Origin of the sequence: Kineobactrum salinum (assembly GCF_010669285.1) — a bacterium.
Classification (GTDB): domain Bacteria; phylum Pseudomonadota; class Gammaproteobacteria; order Pseudomonadales; family Halieaceae; genus Kineobactrum; species Kineobactrum salinum.
The window spans coordinates 2,247,661-2,263,834 of sequence record NZ_CP048711.1 but is presented as its reverse complement, the minus strand read 5'-3'; the positions used below and the strand labels follow the sequence as shown (position 1 = coordinate 2,263,834).

16 protein-coding genes are annotated in these 16,174 nt (G+C 64.1%); 3 read left to right on the top strand and 13 right to left on the bottom strand.

Features of this window, described 5'->3' with window-relative positions; genetic code table 11:
• Positions 1-155: 155 nt before the first annotated feature.
• A complete protein-coding gene (gene glyQ, locus G3T16_RS09770; RefSeq protein ID WP_163495038.1) occupies positions 156-1,100 on the top strand; it encodes a glycine--tRNA ligase subunit alpha in 945 nt (314 codons plus the stop codon).
• Positions 1,097-3,193 (top strand): glycine--tRNA ligase subunit beta, encoded by a 2,097-nt coding sequence (glyS, locus tag G3T16_RS09765; protein ID WP_197911986.1) that lies wholly within the window; start codon positions 1,097-1,099, stop codon positions 3,191-3,193. The genes glyQ and glyS overlap by 4 nt, the downstream gene beginning before the upstream one ends.
• Before the next feature lie 137 nt (positions 3,194-3,330).
• On the opposite strand, the gene G3T16_RS09760 is transcribed toward glyS, so the two are convergent.
• The 3 genes from G3T16_RS09760 to G3T16_RS09750 are packed head-to-tail and all read right to left on the bottom strand — an operon-like array spanning position 3,331 to position 6,069.
• The gene (locus G3T16_RS09760; RefSeq protein WP_163495037.1) at positions 3,331-4,134 is read right to left on the bottom strand and encodes an SAM-dependent methyltransferase; all 804 of its coding nucleotides are present in this window, start codon (positions 4,132-4,134) and stop codon (positions 3,331-3,333) included.
• Positions 4,127-5,863: a GGDEF domain-containing protein gene (locus tag G3T16_RS09755; protein WP_163495035.1), complete on the bottom strand. Its 1,737-nt coding sequence runs from the start codon at positions 5,861-5,863 to the stop codon at positions 4,127-4,129. The genes G3T16_RS09760 and G3T16_RS09755 overlap by 8 nt, the downstream gene beginning before the upstream one ends.
• Positions 5,863-6,069 (bottom strand): hypothetical protein, encoded by a 207-nt coding sequence (locus G3T16_RS09750; RefSeq protein WP_163495033.1) that lies wholly within the window; start codon positions 6,067-6,069, stop codon positions 5,863-5,865. Before G3T16_RS09750 ends, G3T16_RS09755 begins: the two co-directional genes overlap by 1 nt.
• A gap of 311 nt (positions 6,070-6,380) precedes the next feature.
• On the opposite strand from G3T16_RS09750, the gene G3T16_RS09745 reads away from it, so the two are divergent.
• A complete protein-coding gene (locus tag G3T16_RS09745; RefSeq protein WP_232059334.1) occupies positions 6,381-7,724 on the top strand; it encodes a DNA recombination protein RmuC in 1,344 nt (447 codons plus the stop codon).
• Between the two features lie 23 nt (positions 7,725-7,747).
• Here G3T16_RS09745 and G3T16_RS09740 read toward each other — a convergent pair whose 3' ends face one another.
• The 10 genes from G3T16_RS09740 to G3T16_RS09695 all read right to left on the bottom strand — a co-directional run bounded on the left by G3T16_RS09740 (position 7,748) and on the right by G3T16_RS09695 (position 16,172).
• Complete coding sequence (locus G3T16_RS09740) at positions 7,748-8,083, bottom strand: hypothetical protein (protein WP_163495030.1); 336 nt, start codon at positions 8,081-8,083, stop codon at positions 7,748-7,750.
• Positions 8,084-8,371: 288 nt separating this feature from the next.
• Entirely contained in the window at positions 8,372-8,782 is a 411-nt protein-coding gene (locus G3T16_RS09735; RefSeq protein WP_163495028.1) for a hypothetical protein, read from the bottom strand.
• Positions 8,779-10,515, bottom strand: coding sequence for a hybrid sensor histidine kinase/response regulator (locus tag G3T16_RS09730; RefSeq protein WP_163495026.1), 1,737 nt, complete (start codon positions 10,513-10,515; stop codon positions 8,779-8,781). The genes G3T16_RS09735 and G3T16_RS09730 overlap by 4 nt, the downstream gene beginning before the upstream one ends.
• Positions 10,452-11,897 (bottom strand): Hpt domain-containing protein, encoded by a 1,446-nt coding sequence (locus G3T16_RS09725; protein WP_163495024.1) that lies wholly within the window; start codon positions 11,895-11,897, stop codon positions 10,452-10,454. The genes G3T16_RS09730 and G3T16_RS09725 overlap by 64 nt, the downstream gene beginning before the upstream one ends.
• 32 nt (positions 11,898-11,929) lie before the next feature.
• Positions 11,930-12,442: an Hpt domain-containing protein gene (locus tag G3T16_RS09720; protein WP_163495022.1), complete on the bottom strand. Its 513-nt coding sequence runs from the start codon at positions 12,440-12,442 to the stop codon at positions 11,930-11,932.
• Positions 12,436-14,262, bottom strand: coding sequence for a hypothetical protein (locus G3T16_RS09715; RefSeq protein WP_163495020.1), 1,827 nt, complete (start codon positions 14,260-14,262; stop codon positions 12,436-12,438). The genes G3T16_RS09720 and G3T16_RS09715 overlap by 7 nt, the downstream gene beginning before the upstream one ends.
• 26 nt (positions 14,263-14,288) lie before the next feature.
• On the bottom strand, positions 14,289-14,594 hold the full coding sequence (locus G3T16_RS09710) for a hypothetical protein (RefSeq protein ID WP_163495018.1): 306 nt from the start codon (positions 14,592-14,594) through the stop codon (positions 14,289-14,291).
• Positions 14,570-15,619, bottom strand: a complete 1,050-nt coding sequence (locus G3T16_RS09705) for a methyl-accepting chemotaxis protein (RefSeq protein ID WP_163495016.1) — start codon at positions 15,617-15,619, stop codon at positions 14,570-14,572. The genes G3T16_RS09710 and G3T16_RS09705 overlap by 25 nt, the downstream gene beginning before the upstream one ends.
• A complete protein-coding gene (locus G3T16_RS09700) occupies positions 15,616-15,864 on the bottom strand; it encodes a hypothetical protein (protein ID WP_163495014.1) in 249 nt (82 codons plus the stop codon). The genes G3T16_RS09705 and G3T16_RS09700 overlap by 4 nt, the downstream gene beginning before the upstream one ends.
• The gene (locus G3T16_RS09695) at positions 15,858-16,172 is read right to left on the bottom strand and encodes a chemotaxis protein CheW (RefSeq protein ID WP_163495012.1); all 315 of its coding nucleotides are present in this window, start codon (positions 16,170-16,172) and stop codon (positions 15,858-15,860) included. Before G3T16_RS09695 ends, G3T16_RS09700 begins: the two co-directional genes overlap by 7 nt.
• Positions 16,173-16,174 lie beyond the last annotated feature (2 nt).

Below are 16,174 nucleotides of genomic sequence, written 5' to 3'. Positions count from 1 at the left end.
CGCTCCTGTTGCCGGCCCGACGGGACCGGTGCCGCAAAGTCAGGGAAGGTGAGCCGCCCGGACGCCGACGGGGCGCGAGCTGGAATCTTCATATTATGCCGGGGAAAGTGCCTGTATAATACCCAGCTTTTTGCAACTCGCGTACAGGGGTAGCCGTGTCCACGGAGAAGCTGACATTTCAGGATCTCATTCTCAAGCTGCAGCAGTTCTGGGCCGGGCAGGGCTGTGTACTGCTGCAACCGTTGGATATGGAAGTGGGCGCCGGCACCTTTCACCCGGCCACCTTCCTGCGCGCGATCGGTCCCGAAACCTGGAATGCAGCCTATGTGCAGCCCAGCCGGCGGCCCACCGATGGCCGCTACGGCGACAACCCCAACCGGCTGCAACACTACTACCAGTTCCAGGTGGTGATGAAGCCCTCACCGGCTGCGTTCCAGGAGTTGTACCTGGAATCGCTGCAGGCACTGGGCATCGACAGCGCCATCCACGACATCCGCTTTGTCGAAGACAATTGGGAGTCCCCCACGCTGGGCGCCTGGGGCCTGGGCTGGGAGGTGTGGCTGAACGGCATGGAGGTCACCCAGTTCACCTATTTCCAGCAGGCCGGCGGCCTGGAATGCTACCCGGTGACTGGCGAGATCACCTACGGGCTGGAGCGCATTGCGATGTACCTGCAGGGCGTCGACAGCATCTACGACCTGGTGTGGACCCGGGGCCCTGCGGGCAACGTGAGCTATGGCGATGTGTTTCACCAGAACGAAGTGGAAATGTCGCACTACAACTTTGAAGAGGCGGATACAGAGTACCTGTTCGGGCAGTTCGACCAGTGCGAACGCGAAGCCCTGCGTCTGACCGCAAAAAACCTGCCGCTGCCCGCCTATGAAATGGTGATGAAGGCCTCGCACACCTTCAATCTGCTGGATGCCCGCCACGCCATCTCGGTGACCGAGCGCCAGCGCTATATCCTGCGGGTGCGGACCCTGGCACGAGGGGTCGCGCAGAGTTATTTCAATGCCCGCGCCGCGCTGGGCTTCCCGCTGGCGGAGGAGCGCCTGCGGCGTGAGGTGTTGGACAACAGCGCAAGGGAGGCCGCACAGTGAGTGCCAGCGAACACCTGCTGATAGAACTGGGTACCGAGGAACTGCCACCGAAGTCCCTCAAGGCCCTGGGGCTGGCATTCCGGGACGGTATCACTACCGGTCTGGCGCAGCGCGAGCTGGCCCATGGCGAGGTGGAGTGGTTCGCCTCGCCGCGCCGGCTGGCGGTACTGATCCGCGATGTGAGCCTGCAGGCGCCGGATCGCGAACTGGAAGTGCAGGGGCCGCCCGCCGACAAGGCCAGGAACGAGCAGGGCGAGTGGAGCCCGGCGGCGCTGGGTTTTGCCCGCAAGCAGGGCGTAGAACCGGAGCAACTGGAGCTGATGGACACCCCCAAGGGCCCGCGCCTGGGACTGCGCAGCACTGTGCGCGGCGCCGCAACCGGGGCCTGCCTCAACGACATCATCCACGACAGCATCCGCGCGCTGCCGATCGCCAGGCGCATGCGCTGGGGCGCCTCCCGGGTCGAATTCGTGCGCCCGGTACACTGGGTGGTGGCGATGCTCGGCCAGGACAGCGACCACGGCGAGGTCCTGGGCCTGGCCACCGGCAATACCACCCGCGGTCACCGCTTTCACAGCCAAGGCAGCATTACCCTCGAGCGCCCGGAAGACTATGCCGAAGCGCTGGCCAAGGCCAGGGTGGTCGCCAGTTTTGAGCAGCGCCGCGCGATGATCCGGGAGCAGGTGGAAGTGGAGGCCAGCGCGCTGCAGGCGCAGGCCGTGATCGACCCCGATCTGCTGGATGAAGTCACCGGCCTGGTGGAGTGGCCAGTGGCATTGACCGGCAATTTCGAACAGCGCTTCCTGGAGGTGCCCGCCGAAGCCCTGATATCGTCGATGAAGGAACACCAGAAATACTTTCACCTGGTGGACGCCGAGGACCGGCTGCTGCCCCATTTCATCACCATCAGCAACATCGAGAGCCGGGATCCCAGCCAGGTGATCAGCGGCAACGAGCGGGTGATCCGCCCGCGCCTGAGCGACGCGGCGTTCTTTTTTGCCAATGACAAGAAGCAGACGTTGGCCTCGCGGGTCGACGACCTGCGCAGTATCGTCTTCCAGCAGCAGCTGGGCACACTTCACGACAAGACCCGCCGGGTCTCCGCGCTGGCCGGCAGACTGGCCGGGCTGCTGGACACACCCGCGGCACTGGCGGAGCGCGCCGGCCTGTTGAGCAAGGCCGACCTCGGCACCGAGATGGTGCTGGAGTTCGCCGACATGCAGGGCATCGCCGGCGCCTACTACGCCCGCCACGACGGCGAGGACGATGCCGTCGCCGCCGCGCTGGAGCAGCAGTACTGGCCGCGATTCGCCGGCGACCGGCTGCCGCAGGGTCTCACCGCGGTCGCGCTGGGCCTGGCTGACCGGCTGGACACGCTGGTGGGCATCTTCGGTATCGGTCAGCCTCCCACCGGCTCCCGCGACCCGTTCGCGCTGCGCCGGGCGTCACTGGCGGTGCTGCGCATCCTGGTGGAAAAGGAACTGGACCTGGACCTGCGCGACTGCCTGGCCCTGGCGGCGGCAGAATACGCCGACGATGTCATCGACAAGCAGTGTGTCACGCAGGTGTTGGACTACATGCTGGAGCGCTTCCGGGCCTGGTACGAAGAGGACAATATTCCGGTAGAGGTGTTTCGCGCGGTAAGCGCCAACAAACCCGGCAGACCACTGGACATACAGCGCAGGGTTCACGCCGTCCACGCTTTCACACAGTTGCCGGAAGCGGCGGCACTGGCCGCCGCCAACAAGCGGGTGGGCAATATCCTCGACAAGCTGGAGGCGGACCACCGTTTTGCCGCAGTCGACCAGGCATTGCTGGCGGAACCCGCCGAGCGGGACCTGGCCACGAAAATGGCGCAGCTGGCGATGGTCAGCGCCGAACACCTCGCGACCGGGGCCTATCGCGAAGCACTGGCCTGCCTGGCCGCGCTGCAGGGGCCGGTCGATGCCTTCTTCGACTGCGTCATGGTCAACACCGAGGATGCGGCGCTGCGCCACAACCGCCTCAACCTGTTGCACAACCTGCGCGGGCTGTTCCTGCAGGTGGCGGACATCTCCCAGCTGGCGGGACTGAACCAGGCGGCGCCTGCCTGAGCTTCGCTGCACATGGTATACGGGCGTCCCGCCGCGAACTCGCCGGCCACTCTCAACGGAATGAATTGCGGGATGTGATAGCGATCCCACGCTATCAGGTCCCCCTCCTGTGGCGAAGACCACCCTGGTGATGTTTGTTATTGCCGGCGCAGATAATGGCCGGCAGGAACCGCGAGCGCGTCCAGCACGGCAGTATCGGCGGGGTTGCGGTGCAGCGGTGGAATGACAAGGGTTGTCGCCTGTGACAGCTCCGCCTCCGGCACGGTGGCGAGTGGCAGGTGGTCCGCACGGTACGGCCAGATCGCCAGTTCCGACGCCTCGTAGAGGATCACCTGGTGTTCCGGCGGATACCAGCGGCACAGGCTGGCCACCAGCATATCGAGACTGTTGCGGTCGCTGTCCAGCCGCTGCAGCGTATAATCACCCGTGATGTTGAGCTGCCACAATATCAGGTAGGCCGTCACGTCCACCTGCCGCCGGTAAAACAAGAACTGGCTTGCCTCAAATTGCAGGCAGCCGTGGGCCAGCGGATCTATGTTGAGATCCGCGTACAGGCAGGCGTCGGCCGAAACACCGGCATGCAGGGTGGCGCGATAGCCAGCGGCCTGCAGTCTGCGCACGGCCTCGCCCGGCGGCCAGCTGGCAACCGCCGGATGCCCGTAGCAGGCCCAGCAAACCCGGCGGCCGTCCGTCACCGCCTGCACTACCAGGGCAATCATCGCCTCGTAGCTGTCCCGCCGGCTCTCACCGGCACGATACAGGGGTTGCAGGTCCACGACCTTGGGGTTGATCGTCAGCAGGAAATCCAGCAACAGCGGACTGTTGCCATGCAGGAAGACCTGATCTGCCTGCGCCAGTTGATTGCGGGCCAGCGCAGTAAGTTGGCCACCCAGGATAATGCCCAGGCCGACACAGGCCAGTTCGCCCGCGTGCTCAGACACTGGCGCAGGTAGTGGTGGGGGACCACGGAGCAACATTGATGCAGTTGCGACCCCGGCCCTTGGACCGGTACAGGGCGTCATCCGCCTGCTTGAACAGGGCTTCGAAGCTGGAGACTTCCAGCGACGTGGTGGCCACGCCGAAACTGGCTGTCACGGACAGGTTCAGATCACCACAGGGGACCACGGTGTCGGCAATGGCGCGGCGGCATTGATCCGCAATCTGCACCGCGTTGGTCTGGGCGCAGCCCGGCAGGAACAATGCAAATTCCTCGCCGCCGATACGGGCGAGAATATCCTCCTGGCGAATATGCTCGTGGCAGACCCGGGCCAGCGTGCGCAGGATTTCATCACCCGCCGCATGCCCGTGCTGATCGTTGACGATCTTGAAATTGTCGATGTCGAATATCACCAGACTGTAGTAATTATCGGCCTTGGGCTCCTTCAGGCGGCGATCCACCAATTCCGTGAAATAACGGCGATTGTAGGTCTGGGTCAGAAAATCCGTACTCGCGAGAGCATCGAGCTGGGTTTTTTTCCGGTTGAGTCCGATCATCACCAGCAACATGAAGCCGATCAATACACTGCCGCCGGCCACCGACATCAGTTTTTCATTGCGCTGTACCCGGGCTTCCAACTGCAGCAGCTCGTTTTCACTGGTCAGCAGCTCCATCCGGTTGCGGTTTTCCATGTAGTCTGTTTGCGCCATATGGTGGGCGATATTCCGTTCGGAAAACTCCGAGATGTATTTATTGAGTGACTTGATATGCGCCTTATAGGTGTCCAGCGCCTGTTCTGCTTGCCCGCCCTGTTCGTAGATCCGGGCCAGGAACAGCAATGCCTGGCTGGTTATCTTGCGGTCCCCCAGCTCTCCCGCCTGCCGGTAGACGTCCTCCAACAAACGCTGTGCGGCCGCCGGCTCTCCCAATTCAAGCTGGGCCCGGGCCAACCAATAGCGGGCCTTGACAATAGTGTAGGGAAAGCCGATGCGCTCCAGGGCGGGCAGCGTCTGCTGCATGCTGTCCCTGACCTGCCGGGGCGAATGCTGCACATCCGCTTCCGCCGTGTACACCCGGGTGGTGTGCGCTACCAGTAACTCATCCGCGCGCTCGCAGTCCTGCCAGGCCGCCTCCGCAAGGTCGGGGGGATAGCTGTTTTGCAGCCGGACCAGCGCATGCAATTCCAGCGCCCGGCTGATGCACACATGGCGCGGTTGGTCGGAGGTATCGCGGATCGCAAGAGCATATTCGTGGGCCCGTTGATAGGACCCGGCACTGATATTGAGCTGGGTCGCGACAGTGTAGACATTGGCACGCAGCGCACTGTCCTGCACGCTACCCACTGCGGAGAGGGCGTGGTACAGGTAAGTGTAGGCGGCGGAAAAATCCTTGATCGACTCGTGCATATTGGCCAGCAGCAGGTGGACCTTGATGCGGGTCTCGGGGTATGGGCTGGTCCGCAGCTCATCGACAAGTGCTATCGCTTCCTCCAGCCGGCCCCGCATGGCGAGCAGATACGCGCGAAGAAATCCGAGCTGATGCTGCTGTGGCGGCGCCAACGGCTCCGCTTCCAGCCCTTCCAGCAGTTGTGCCACCCGGCCCGGATCACTGGTACGCAGTTGCTCGGCCAGGTCCAGACGCTGTTGAATGTCCCCATCTGCCGCCGTGGCCAGGGGCGCAAGCGACAGCAGTACCGCCAGCAGGAACGGCTTGCCGCGCTTCGCGGTGTCCACTAATCAGGGAAGAAATAAAACAGAACCGGTTTGACAGAGCGGCCAGTCAGGGCCTCCACCTGCTTCCTGTCTCCGGACAATACCGCCTTGATTTCTGCGTCATCAAGACCGTAGTCGCGCAGGGCCCGCTCCGGGTCGGCAGCGTAGGATTTTTGCAGGGCGGGATCAGTTGCTATTTTTTCAATGAACTCAATCAGTTTGGACATCTTTGTAGACTCCTGTCTTTTGCTGTTGTTGTCGGAGAAGGTCCTGTAGCCTGGCCAGCCCACTCCCGGGCGAAACCAGGTGCTGATCAGCGGTTCAACACAAACCCAAGCCGTGTTGGCCACTGCAAAAGCTGTGCGCCTTCCCCCGGCGCAATCGCTGGCCGTTCGAAACATCCCGACCAAGCCTAGGCATCATAGGCATAAAGCCCGCGGCGGTAAAGACCGGCCGGCGGACCCTCGGAAGGCCCCCGCAGTCCCCCATGAGTTGCGCTTTGCTTTACACTGGCCATTGCCGGAGGAAGGAACTGCCAATGTCTGTCGACCCGGTCCTGGCCATGGACCCGAAACTGCTGCTGGCGCTGGCCGCGGCCCTGCTGCTGGGCCTCGGCCTGGCGGGGGCGGCGGCGTTGCTGTTGCGCCTGCGCCGATTGACGCGGCTGACCCGCAGGCAACGCGAGGCACTGGCGCAGCTCAACAGCCGTTATCACAATCTGCGCAGCGACTACGAGCGTCTGCAGACCCAGCATCTGGAGCACCAGCATCAGCACGAGGCGCAGATCGGCTTGCTCAACGACAACCGGGAGCATCTGCGGCAGGAGTTCGAAAACCTGGCAAACCGGATTTTCGAGGCCCGCGACAAAAGCTTCACCGCCAGCAGCCGGGATTCGTTGCAGGCCCTGTTGCAGCCATTCCGGGAACAGATCAGCGGCTTCCAGCAGCGCATCGACCAGGTCCACTCGGAATCGCTGAAGGGCAATGCCACGCTGGAGAGTGAACTGCGCAAGGTACTGGAGATCGGCCTGCAGATGAGTGACCAGGCCAACAACCTGGCCCAGGCGCTCAAGGGTGACAACAAGATCGCGGGCAACTGGGGCGAGGCGCAGCTGGAACGCAGCCTGGAGCTGGCCGGGCTGGTCGCCGGCGAGCACTACGAAACCCAGAGCACGGTTCGTGACCGGCAGGGCAGGCGCTGGCTGCCCGATCTGCTGATAAAACTTCCCGACCGGCGTCACTTGGTGATCGACAGCAAGGTTTCGCTGGTCGCCTGGGAGCGCGCTGTCGCGGCCGACACCGAAGAGGAGCAACAGGCCTGCCTGGATGCCCACAGCCGCGCTGTGCGGCAGCATGTGGACGAGCTTGCCGGCAAGGACTACGCCAACCTGCCGGGCATGGGCAGTCCGGACTTCGTGCTGATGTTCATGCCGGTGGAGCCGGCCTATATCGCAGTCATGCAGCACAACCGCGAACTGTTCAATTACGGCTACCAGCGCGGTGTCGTGCTGGTCTCACATACCACGCTGATGCCGGTGCTGCGCACCGTGGCGAACCTGTGGATGGTGGAGCGCAGCAATGCGGAGGCGCGCGAGATCAGCCGCAGTGCGGGCGAGATTTACAACCAGGTCTGCCACATGGCGGAACGTCTACAGAAGCTGGGCCAGACCCTGCAGGCGGCGGGCAACCACTACAACAGGACCGTCACCAGCCTGACCGGCAAACAGGGCCTCGCGGGCAAGGTGGAACGCTTTCAGCAGCTGTCGACCACGGCGAACAAGACCATGCCCTCGCTGGAACCGCTGCACAATGATATCGAGACCGAACGCCTCGATATGGTGCTGGCGGAACAAGTGCCGCCCGTTGGTACTCCTTCAGGATAATTGTGCAGGAGTAGCGGTGACTTTCAGCAGTAATCGTCCGCGGGACGCCGTTCACCGTCGCTGGCAACCATGCGTATGGTGCGCTGGCAGGTTTCCAGCCAGGGACGGGCAGTCTCCGTTTTCAATGCGCGCACGCAGCCGCGCTCAGTGATGCAGGCGATGCTGGTCTTGTTCGGCGTCCAGTCGTCCTCGGCGACGCGCGGCTTGCGCTTGCTGTAGAACCAGAGCCCGCGGCGGTCCTGCATTACGTAGCGCGCCTCGGTCGGCAGAAAGATCTTGCGCCCATCGATTACCGCGAAGACTTCCATCCCCTCCGGCTGGCTGCGTCCCACCGCAGCCGTAGGCGTAATTGTCGTCATGTTTCACCCCTGATGGATAAGCGTGTTTCAGCCGCTGCAATAGACGGTTTCTTGTGGCACTACCCGCAGCCCGGACCGTGGAACAAGACCGGCACGCCAACAGTGCCAAACCTTTATATTCAGCGATCCCGGGCGTGGCAATCCGCCACCAAGCCTTTTTCTCACCAATTGCGCGCGAACAGCCCAGAAAGGACCAGAATTTTCCACGAGCGGCCCGCCTTGCACCCGAAACAGGGGCAGGAGGGGGCATTTTTTTCCACTGCAGTCACAACCACAGCGGGAAGGAAACTACACGGAGCCGGCGAGACGGGCCTGCAGCGCCGGCAGATCCGGCACCTGACACAGCAACCCTTCGAAACGAAAGGCGCCCAGGCAACCCGGCTGCACCTGCTCTGGCTCTTCTTCCAGCGCGGCCGCCGGCAGGGTCATCGCCCGGACGCTGCAGCTGCTCAGTGCCAGCGCCCAGAAATCGCAATTCTGATCCCCAATACCCAGGAAGATGGCACAGGGACAGGGATCGGCCCGCAGCGCTGCCGACGCGCCCACGAACAGCGGAATATCACGGTGACGCCAGCTGACCCGGTCGGTGCTGATCGCCGGTAGCAGGGCAATCTCCGCCAGGCAGTTGGGCGGTACTGCCCAGGTCTGATCATCGGCGCAGGGCAGCAGAATACAGCGCTGCGAATTGTCAGAGCTCATGGCAGCTGTAGCGGGCGGCCTGTCAACTGCGCAATCTGATCCACCAGCAGTGGAAAATTGAACGGCTTGCCCATGTAGCCGTTGCAGCCAGCCTGTTCCGCCAGGGTGCGGTGCTTGGGTCCGGTGCGGGAGGTCACCATGATCACGGGGATATGGGCGCAACGACTCGTGCGGCGGATCTCGCGCAGGGTCTGAATGCCGTCCTTCAGTGGCATCTCAACATCCAACAGGATGATGTCCGGCAGCCGGTGCGCCGTATTGAGCAGTTCCATCGCCGCGAGGCCGTTTTCGGCCGTCACCGTCTCTACCCCGAGATTGTGCAGCTGGTTGGTAGCCACCATGCGCTGGGTCCTGGAATCGTCGACCACCATCACCAGCAGCTGTTCATCCCGGGGCGTCTCGGGCGCCAGCACCTGGGCCTCCTGCCCGGTCTGACTGGCCACCAGCGCGTTGAGATTGAGCGCGACGATGGCGCGCCCGTCGGCGCTGGTGGTGGCGCCAGTCACGCCCGGAATATTGGCGAACTGGCTACCCAGCGAGCGAATCACCAGCTCCAGGGCCTGTTCCACATCATCCACCGCGATGGCCATATGACGCTGGCCCGAGCCGGCAATGATCACCGGCACCGTCGCGCCCCAGCTGTCCTGGTCGGGCAGCACGGCGCCACTGCAGAGGGTCGCCAGATAGGCCGGTTCACAGGCCAGACCCAGCAACGGCAGTCGGGAGTGGCTCTCGACCGCCTGGTAGAACTCCGCAGTCGGCACGTGCTCGACGCCTGTCAGACCATCGAAAGGAATCGCGTAGGAGGCGTCTCCGGCACTGACCAGCAATGCGCCGTTGACACTGATATTGGAGGGAATGCGGATGTTGAAGCGGGTGCCGCGGCCCACTTCGGAATCGATCTCGATATCGCCGCCGATGCGTTGCAGCTCCTCCATTACGATGTCCATGCCGACACCGCGACCGGATATTTCACTGAGCCGGGAGGCAGTGGAGAACCCCTTGTGGAAGATCAGCCGCTGGGCCTCGCGGTCGCTGAGGCTGTCGGGGTCGATGTCCAGCCCCTTGCTGACGGCATGCGAACGCATGCGCGCCGGATCGATCCCGCGGCCGTCATCGCTGAGGCTGACGATATAGTCCGAACCCTGTTTGCGTACGTCGATCGCAATCACGCCGGTATCCGGCTTGCCGGCGGCCAGGCGTTCCGCGGGTGCCTCAATGCCGTGGTCCAGGGCGTTGCGCACCATGTGTTCGAGTATGATCTGGCAGCAGGCATGACTGTCGCGGTCCAGCTTGCCGGCCTCGCGCAGGACCCTGAACACCACTGCCTTGCCCAGCTCGCCGCTGACGGTACGGACAATCCGGCGCAGTCCCGGCATCAGCCGAGAGACAGGCATCACCCGGGCGGCCCGAATGGCCGAGCCGAGTGAGGTAACAAGCCCCGCCTGTTGCTTCAACATGGCCTCGGCGGCGGAGGCTTGCCGACTGGAGAGGCGCGCCAGGTCATCGAGGTCATCCACCGCTTCGCGCAGAATGCTGGCCACTTCGTGCAGCTCCGAGTACTGGTCCATCTCCAGCGCGTCCATCTCTGCAGCCGGCTGGCCACCGCGGACTGTCACGCTGAGCAACGCCCGATCCGATATTCTGGCAATATGAGTGCGCAGCGAAGTCAGACGGCCCAGCAGTTCCGCCGTCGCACGCTTGCCCCTGAGCGTACTCTGGGAGGCACGCACCCCAGCTTCTGCACCTCATTGCCCAGGTTGAGCAGATGGTCCAGTGAGTCCGGGCTGATCCGGATCGTCTGCTGAGCCGACAGGACTTTGGCACCCTCATCCGCAAGCTCACGTTCCTGTTGCCGGCCGCCGGCGGTCAGCGGCTGCAGCCGCGGTGCGCTCGCGGTCGCCGACTGCGGGGTGGCCGGCGTCGATGCGGGGCCATCGGTCTGCAACGGCAGTTCGCTGGCAATATCGCTGCGGGTCGCCTGGATGTGATCGTAACCGCGCACTGCGGTATCCAGCCAGGCATTCACCAGCCGGAAATACTCCTGTTCCCCGCTCTCCTGCGGCCGTGGCAGCGCGGCCAGCAGGGTCTCGAAGTTGTGGACCAGGGTACCGTAGCGCTGCAGGCCGACGCCTTTGGCGATGCCCTTGATGGTATGCAGTACCCGGCCCACGGTGTCCGCGGCGCCCGGGTCGGCGATATCGCGCTCCCAGGCCCCCAGCGCGTCTTCCAGCTTCTCCAGCTCAGTCCCGGCTTCCTCCAGAAAGGCATCCAGGAAATCATGGTACAGCTCGCCACCACCGCGGGTGCTGAACGTGAAGGTGATGTCGCGGGGCACGCACCAGGACCAGTGGTCGCTGGTGGCATCCGGCACGGGCTCCGGCCGGGCCTCGGCATCGTCCCGGAACTCGTCGGCGGCGGGCGGGGCAGGGGCAGCCGGAATCTCTGTCGCCGGAATTGGGTCGGCGAGCTGTTCCGGTGTCGCAGCAATGGGCGGGGCAGAATCGGGCTCATCGTCACTGGCAGCGACAGCCGGCGGCGCGATATCCGTCATGCCGGTGTCGGTTGCGGCAGCCGATATAGCGGCCGGAGCCACATCGGTGGCTTCTACTGTTGTAATTTCTGCGGCTTCTGCGGCTTCGGTGGCCGCCTCGGCCTCGGCAGGCAGCGGCGGCGGTGGGCCAATGCCCAACACGTCCACTCCCTCCAGCGCTTCCAGCTCGGCAATTGCCGGTTGCCGCTTCGTCACGCGGCTGTGCTCGACCGCGATAAAATTGTGTTGCGGCGGCTCGTCGGGTGGCAAGGCTGAAGGAGTGCTGCTGCTGGCGTAAATGTCGCTGGCTGAGGAGCCTACCGACGTCAGCACAATTTCCTCTTCGATAAAGGCAGAAAGATCGTCACCCCCGGGCATACCACCCAGCATGTGCCGGGCGCCGAGCCTGGTTTCCGCATCGCTGAGTGCGCCATCGCCCTCCTGTTCCCGCCCGGTAACCGTGAACAGCTTTTCCTCGGGCTCCTCAAGATCGCGTTCCAGCAGCCAGCGGAAGGCGCGTTCGCCCCATTCGTCCGCCAGCTCCCTGGCCCACTCCTGGGCGGCAATTGTGTCCGGCTTCATTTCCACGATGACTGTCTCCTCGTTCCAGCGGTCTACCGGTGCCAGACCGGTGGGTCGCTGGCGGCGGTGTAGCTGTCGTCGGTGGCCGCACTGGCGGATGCGCCGGCGCCCCGGCAAGCCTGCTGGCAGCGCAGCTGGAGCGCGGCAATGTCGGCAACATCCAGGCCGGCGCCCGCCACCAGCTCAGGCAGCGCCTGGATGACATCCCGCAGCAGCGACTGCAGCGCAGGGTCCAGGGACAGTTCGCCTTCCAGCACCCGGTCCAGCATGTCCTGCACCGCTGCCCCGAGATCGGCCAGCCGGTGGGCACCTACGGCCCGGCCATTGCCCTTGAAGGTGTGGAAGTGTCTGCGTATCTCGCGCAACTGCTCAGCGCTCGGCAAACCCATCCCGTCGGCCGGCAACAGCTGCTGCAGTTGCCGGATAATGTCATCGCTCTCTTCCAGGAAGATCTCCTGCAGCTCCGCGGGAATGGATTCGGTCTCTGCGGCAACAGTGCTGCCGGCGGGCTGCTGATCGGGGGTTGTGTCCGCTTCTGCTAACAATGATTCCGCCTGGACCAGGGCTCGCTCCAGTGCCCCCCGGCAGACTCCGGTACCCCGCTGCGAACACGCTCCAAATGCAGCTCCAGCTGGGCAAAGGCCTGTGCCATTGGCAGCAACAGGCCGGCGTCGAGGTCCGGCCCCCGGAATTGGGCCAGGCAATGTTCACAGTGCCCGATCACCGCCGCTTCGCGCTGCATTGCAACGTGTTCCAGCGCATCGCGAATGGCCCCCAACTGCGCGCAGCACTGTTGCACGACCTGTTGCGTCGGCGGATCCTGCAACCCGGCAGCAAATTCTGTCGCCAACTGCTGCAGCTGCACCGGATCCGCGCTGCCCAGGGCGGCGCTTGCGACCACATCGCGCAGGGTCTCGTGGCCATCGGCTGACTCGTTGAGATAGCTGTTCAGAACGGCGGCCAGGGCCTGCATCCCGGCCGCCCCCTGCCGCTGGGCGTCCAGGGCACGGTCCAGGTTCTGGCGGCGCAGCGCCTGATCCAGCTGCTGACCCACTCGCACCATCCTGTCCATCGTGGTCGCCACCAGCGCGACCCGTGCTTCATGCTCGACCCCTCCCGGCGGCGCCGTGCCGTCATGGCGCAGGCGCAATTCCAGATCCAGCTGGGCACTGACGATCATGCGGGCCAGCCTGGCCAGCAATTGGCTGCGCTGATCGGTACTTGGGTTACCGACCGGCTCGATCAGCTGTCGCATAAGCTCCTGGCTGTTCCGCAACGCGTCCGCATGAGCGGGCTCGCCCGCCGCCATCAGCCGATCGGCGGCTTCGCTGGCGCAGCCGGGGAGTTCTGGTGCGACGGTGCCATCGTGGTCGGCGGCCTCAAGATATCCGGCCAGCCGGTTCAGGCGCTCCAATCCGGCCGCCAGCGCAGTCATCAATGCATCGCTGTGGATCAGGATGCGGCCGGCATCGGTCAGGGTGTCCGGAGTGATGCCATAGAGTTGCCAGAGATAGCCGATATACAGGGGCCTGGCCCTGCAGGCGGCGATATAGAACAACAGTTGCTGCGCCAGACGGTCCAGGTCTATCGTCGGGTTCAGTTGGCCGCCGTACTCACGGGCGTGTTTGATCATGAATGTACCCGCCTTGAATATCTGGGCTACACCCTCGTCCGGGATGATCAGTCCCGCCGCTATCCCCTCGCACAGTCCGGTTTGCAACAACCAGAATCGTTCCGCCTCGGTACCACGGAAAAGTCGCTGCATTTTCACGGTAATCCGCGCCACCGCAACCACACTGGCCAGCGGCCGGGTCTCGCCCAGAATCGCCTTCACCCCCTGCAGATAGGGCGCAAGAGACTGCTGGGCCGTCTCGCGCACGGCGCCGTCACTGCCTGCCGCGGCTTCGCTGCTGATACCCCGCTGCGGCGGAATATCAAAATGGAAGAACAGCGCCTGCGGCCGGGGCCGCTCTCCCTCCCAGCGGCGCAGGTCATTGACGCAGGGCTCCAGACCCCGGCCGGTATCGACTCCGCAGCGCTGCACATGATCCAGGTAGGCAGGCAGTATCCGCAGCGCCCGCATCAAGCCGCCCATGGTAAGGTTGCGTCGCTCCGCCAGCACTTTTTCCTGATACAGGCGCTGCAGCCCACGTTCCATCTCCAGGGCCAGTATTTCCGCCTTGTTCAGGCCCAGCATCCGCACTGTCGCGGTAATGTGATGCAGCGCCCACAGGCATTGCAGTAGCGGCTTCCTGTGCCCGGTATCGCGGCTGTATTCGACCAGGGCGGCCTCGGCATTGACGATCTGCCGGGCCAGCGGGATACGCACCCAGCCCAGCGCAACAGTATCTAGGCTGGAGGGCATTGCAAGGCTCCCGGCCGGCTGCTCATTCAGGGTGCCGCCCGTCCGGACATTTCGATCGAAGCCGGCTCCTCAGTCGCGCTGGATGAGGCCGTTGCCGTCGGCGCGGCCTCACCGGCGGAGGACTCCTGGGGGTCGATCCGGATCCGGCCGAGATTGCGGGCTAGAGTGGCCACCGATTGCTGCAGTGCAGCTACCCCGGTGCGGCTCAGTTCGCTGTTCTCGCCCAGCATCAGGCTCTGTTCGCTGATCCGGGCCAGCAGCTCGCTGGCTTCGTCAGCGCCCGTGGCGGCCTGCGCGGTAACATCGTTCAGGGAGGACGCCTGCAACAGCATTTTTTCGGCCCCTGGCTGATTTCGCCGAGCGCGTCGTCGAGGCGCTCCACGAACTCCAGAATAGTCACCACGGCGCCGACCGTGGTCTCCATGCTGCTCAGATTTTCCGCCGACAGATTCTGAAGCATCCGCACTTCGGAAGTGATCTTGCGCCCTTCGGCCTCCGCCTCGCGCAGCAAATCACCCATGGCTTCGGCGATACCGAGAAAGGGTTTGCCGTGTTCCCCGGCCCGCTCCGCCTCAATGCGGGTATTTATGGCCACCACGGAGATCTTGGTGTTCAGCGCCTGAATATACTCCGCCGCTGTAGTTACGGACTGGATCAGTTCGCTCTGCCGCTTGGCTGACTTGGAAGTATCCTGTACCGATTCGCGGACATCGGCGGAGGCCCTGGACATGTCCCGGGCCAGACCCTGGCCGCGGGTCACCAACAGCCGGTGCTGACTGCCGGTGCCGGATACCTGGGTACTGGTGGTTCTGGCCGCGTCCGCATTCTGGCGATTGCGCGCCAGTGCCGCTGTCGTTTGCTGCAGCTGCTGACCCAGCGCCACACTGCCCTCGAGCTGGTTGCGCGTGCTCTTGCCGACACTGTGCAGCTCGCTCACCAGCGCCTCGAACGGTGCCCGAATATTGCGGATCAACTCTCGCTGCCGCTCGCTGGTCATGTTCAGCTGTGTCGCAATCGCCACCGTGACGGGTGTGTCACCGCTGGCATTGGCGGTCAGGTCGCCGGCCGCCGCACGCTGCAATGCCGCGGTGATGGCGGCAGCGCCTGCCGACTGGCGGCGCCACTGCTGGCGGTAATCCTGCCATAGCAGCGCGGCGGCGAGGATGCCGAGCAGCACCAGGACCACCAGCACCAGCAGCATGCCGGCACGCACTGCCGCCCACTGCGCCATTGCCGGACCCGGCTCGCTGGGCACAATGCCCAGACTGTAGATCATGGCTATCAGGCAGACCATGATTCCTGTGGCAATCGCGACGAGGCCGATGCTGAAAACGCCGGGTTTTACGGGTGTGCTCATTGCCGCTCCTCGCCTGGCTGTCCGGCATCGGCCGCAACGTCAGACAAGCTGCGATTGATCACCAGCTTGCCGATGTCCAGTATGCCCAGAAACTGCTCTTCGTAATGGAAACCGCCACTGCAACAGGCGGCAAACTCGTCCTCCACGGGGTATTCGTTCAGCCGCGTCCGCAAAGGCAGTTTCACGGTGCGTTCCACTTTACCCAGTGTAATCGCGAAATGGTAGCCGGGCTGGTTTATCACCATGCAGTACTCTCGCACCCGCCCCCCTGTAGCCGCTGTTCGAACAGCCCATCACCACAGAACACGGGCAGCAGGCCACCCTGATGAGCCGCGATGCCGAGTACCCAGGGCCGGGTGCCGGGAACCCGGGTAGTTACTGGAGTCTCGATGATTGCCTCCAGGTCTGTCACCGCGACCAGCAGCCGGACCCCGGCGATTTCCAGCAATACACCCACCCACAGCGCTTCGGGTGCGGGCGGGGAGGGCAGCTCCACTGCACAGCGCGCGTAGCGCTCCTGTAGTTCACCCAGGGCCTTCAGCGCCGTTGTCATCG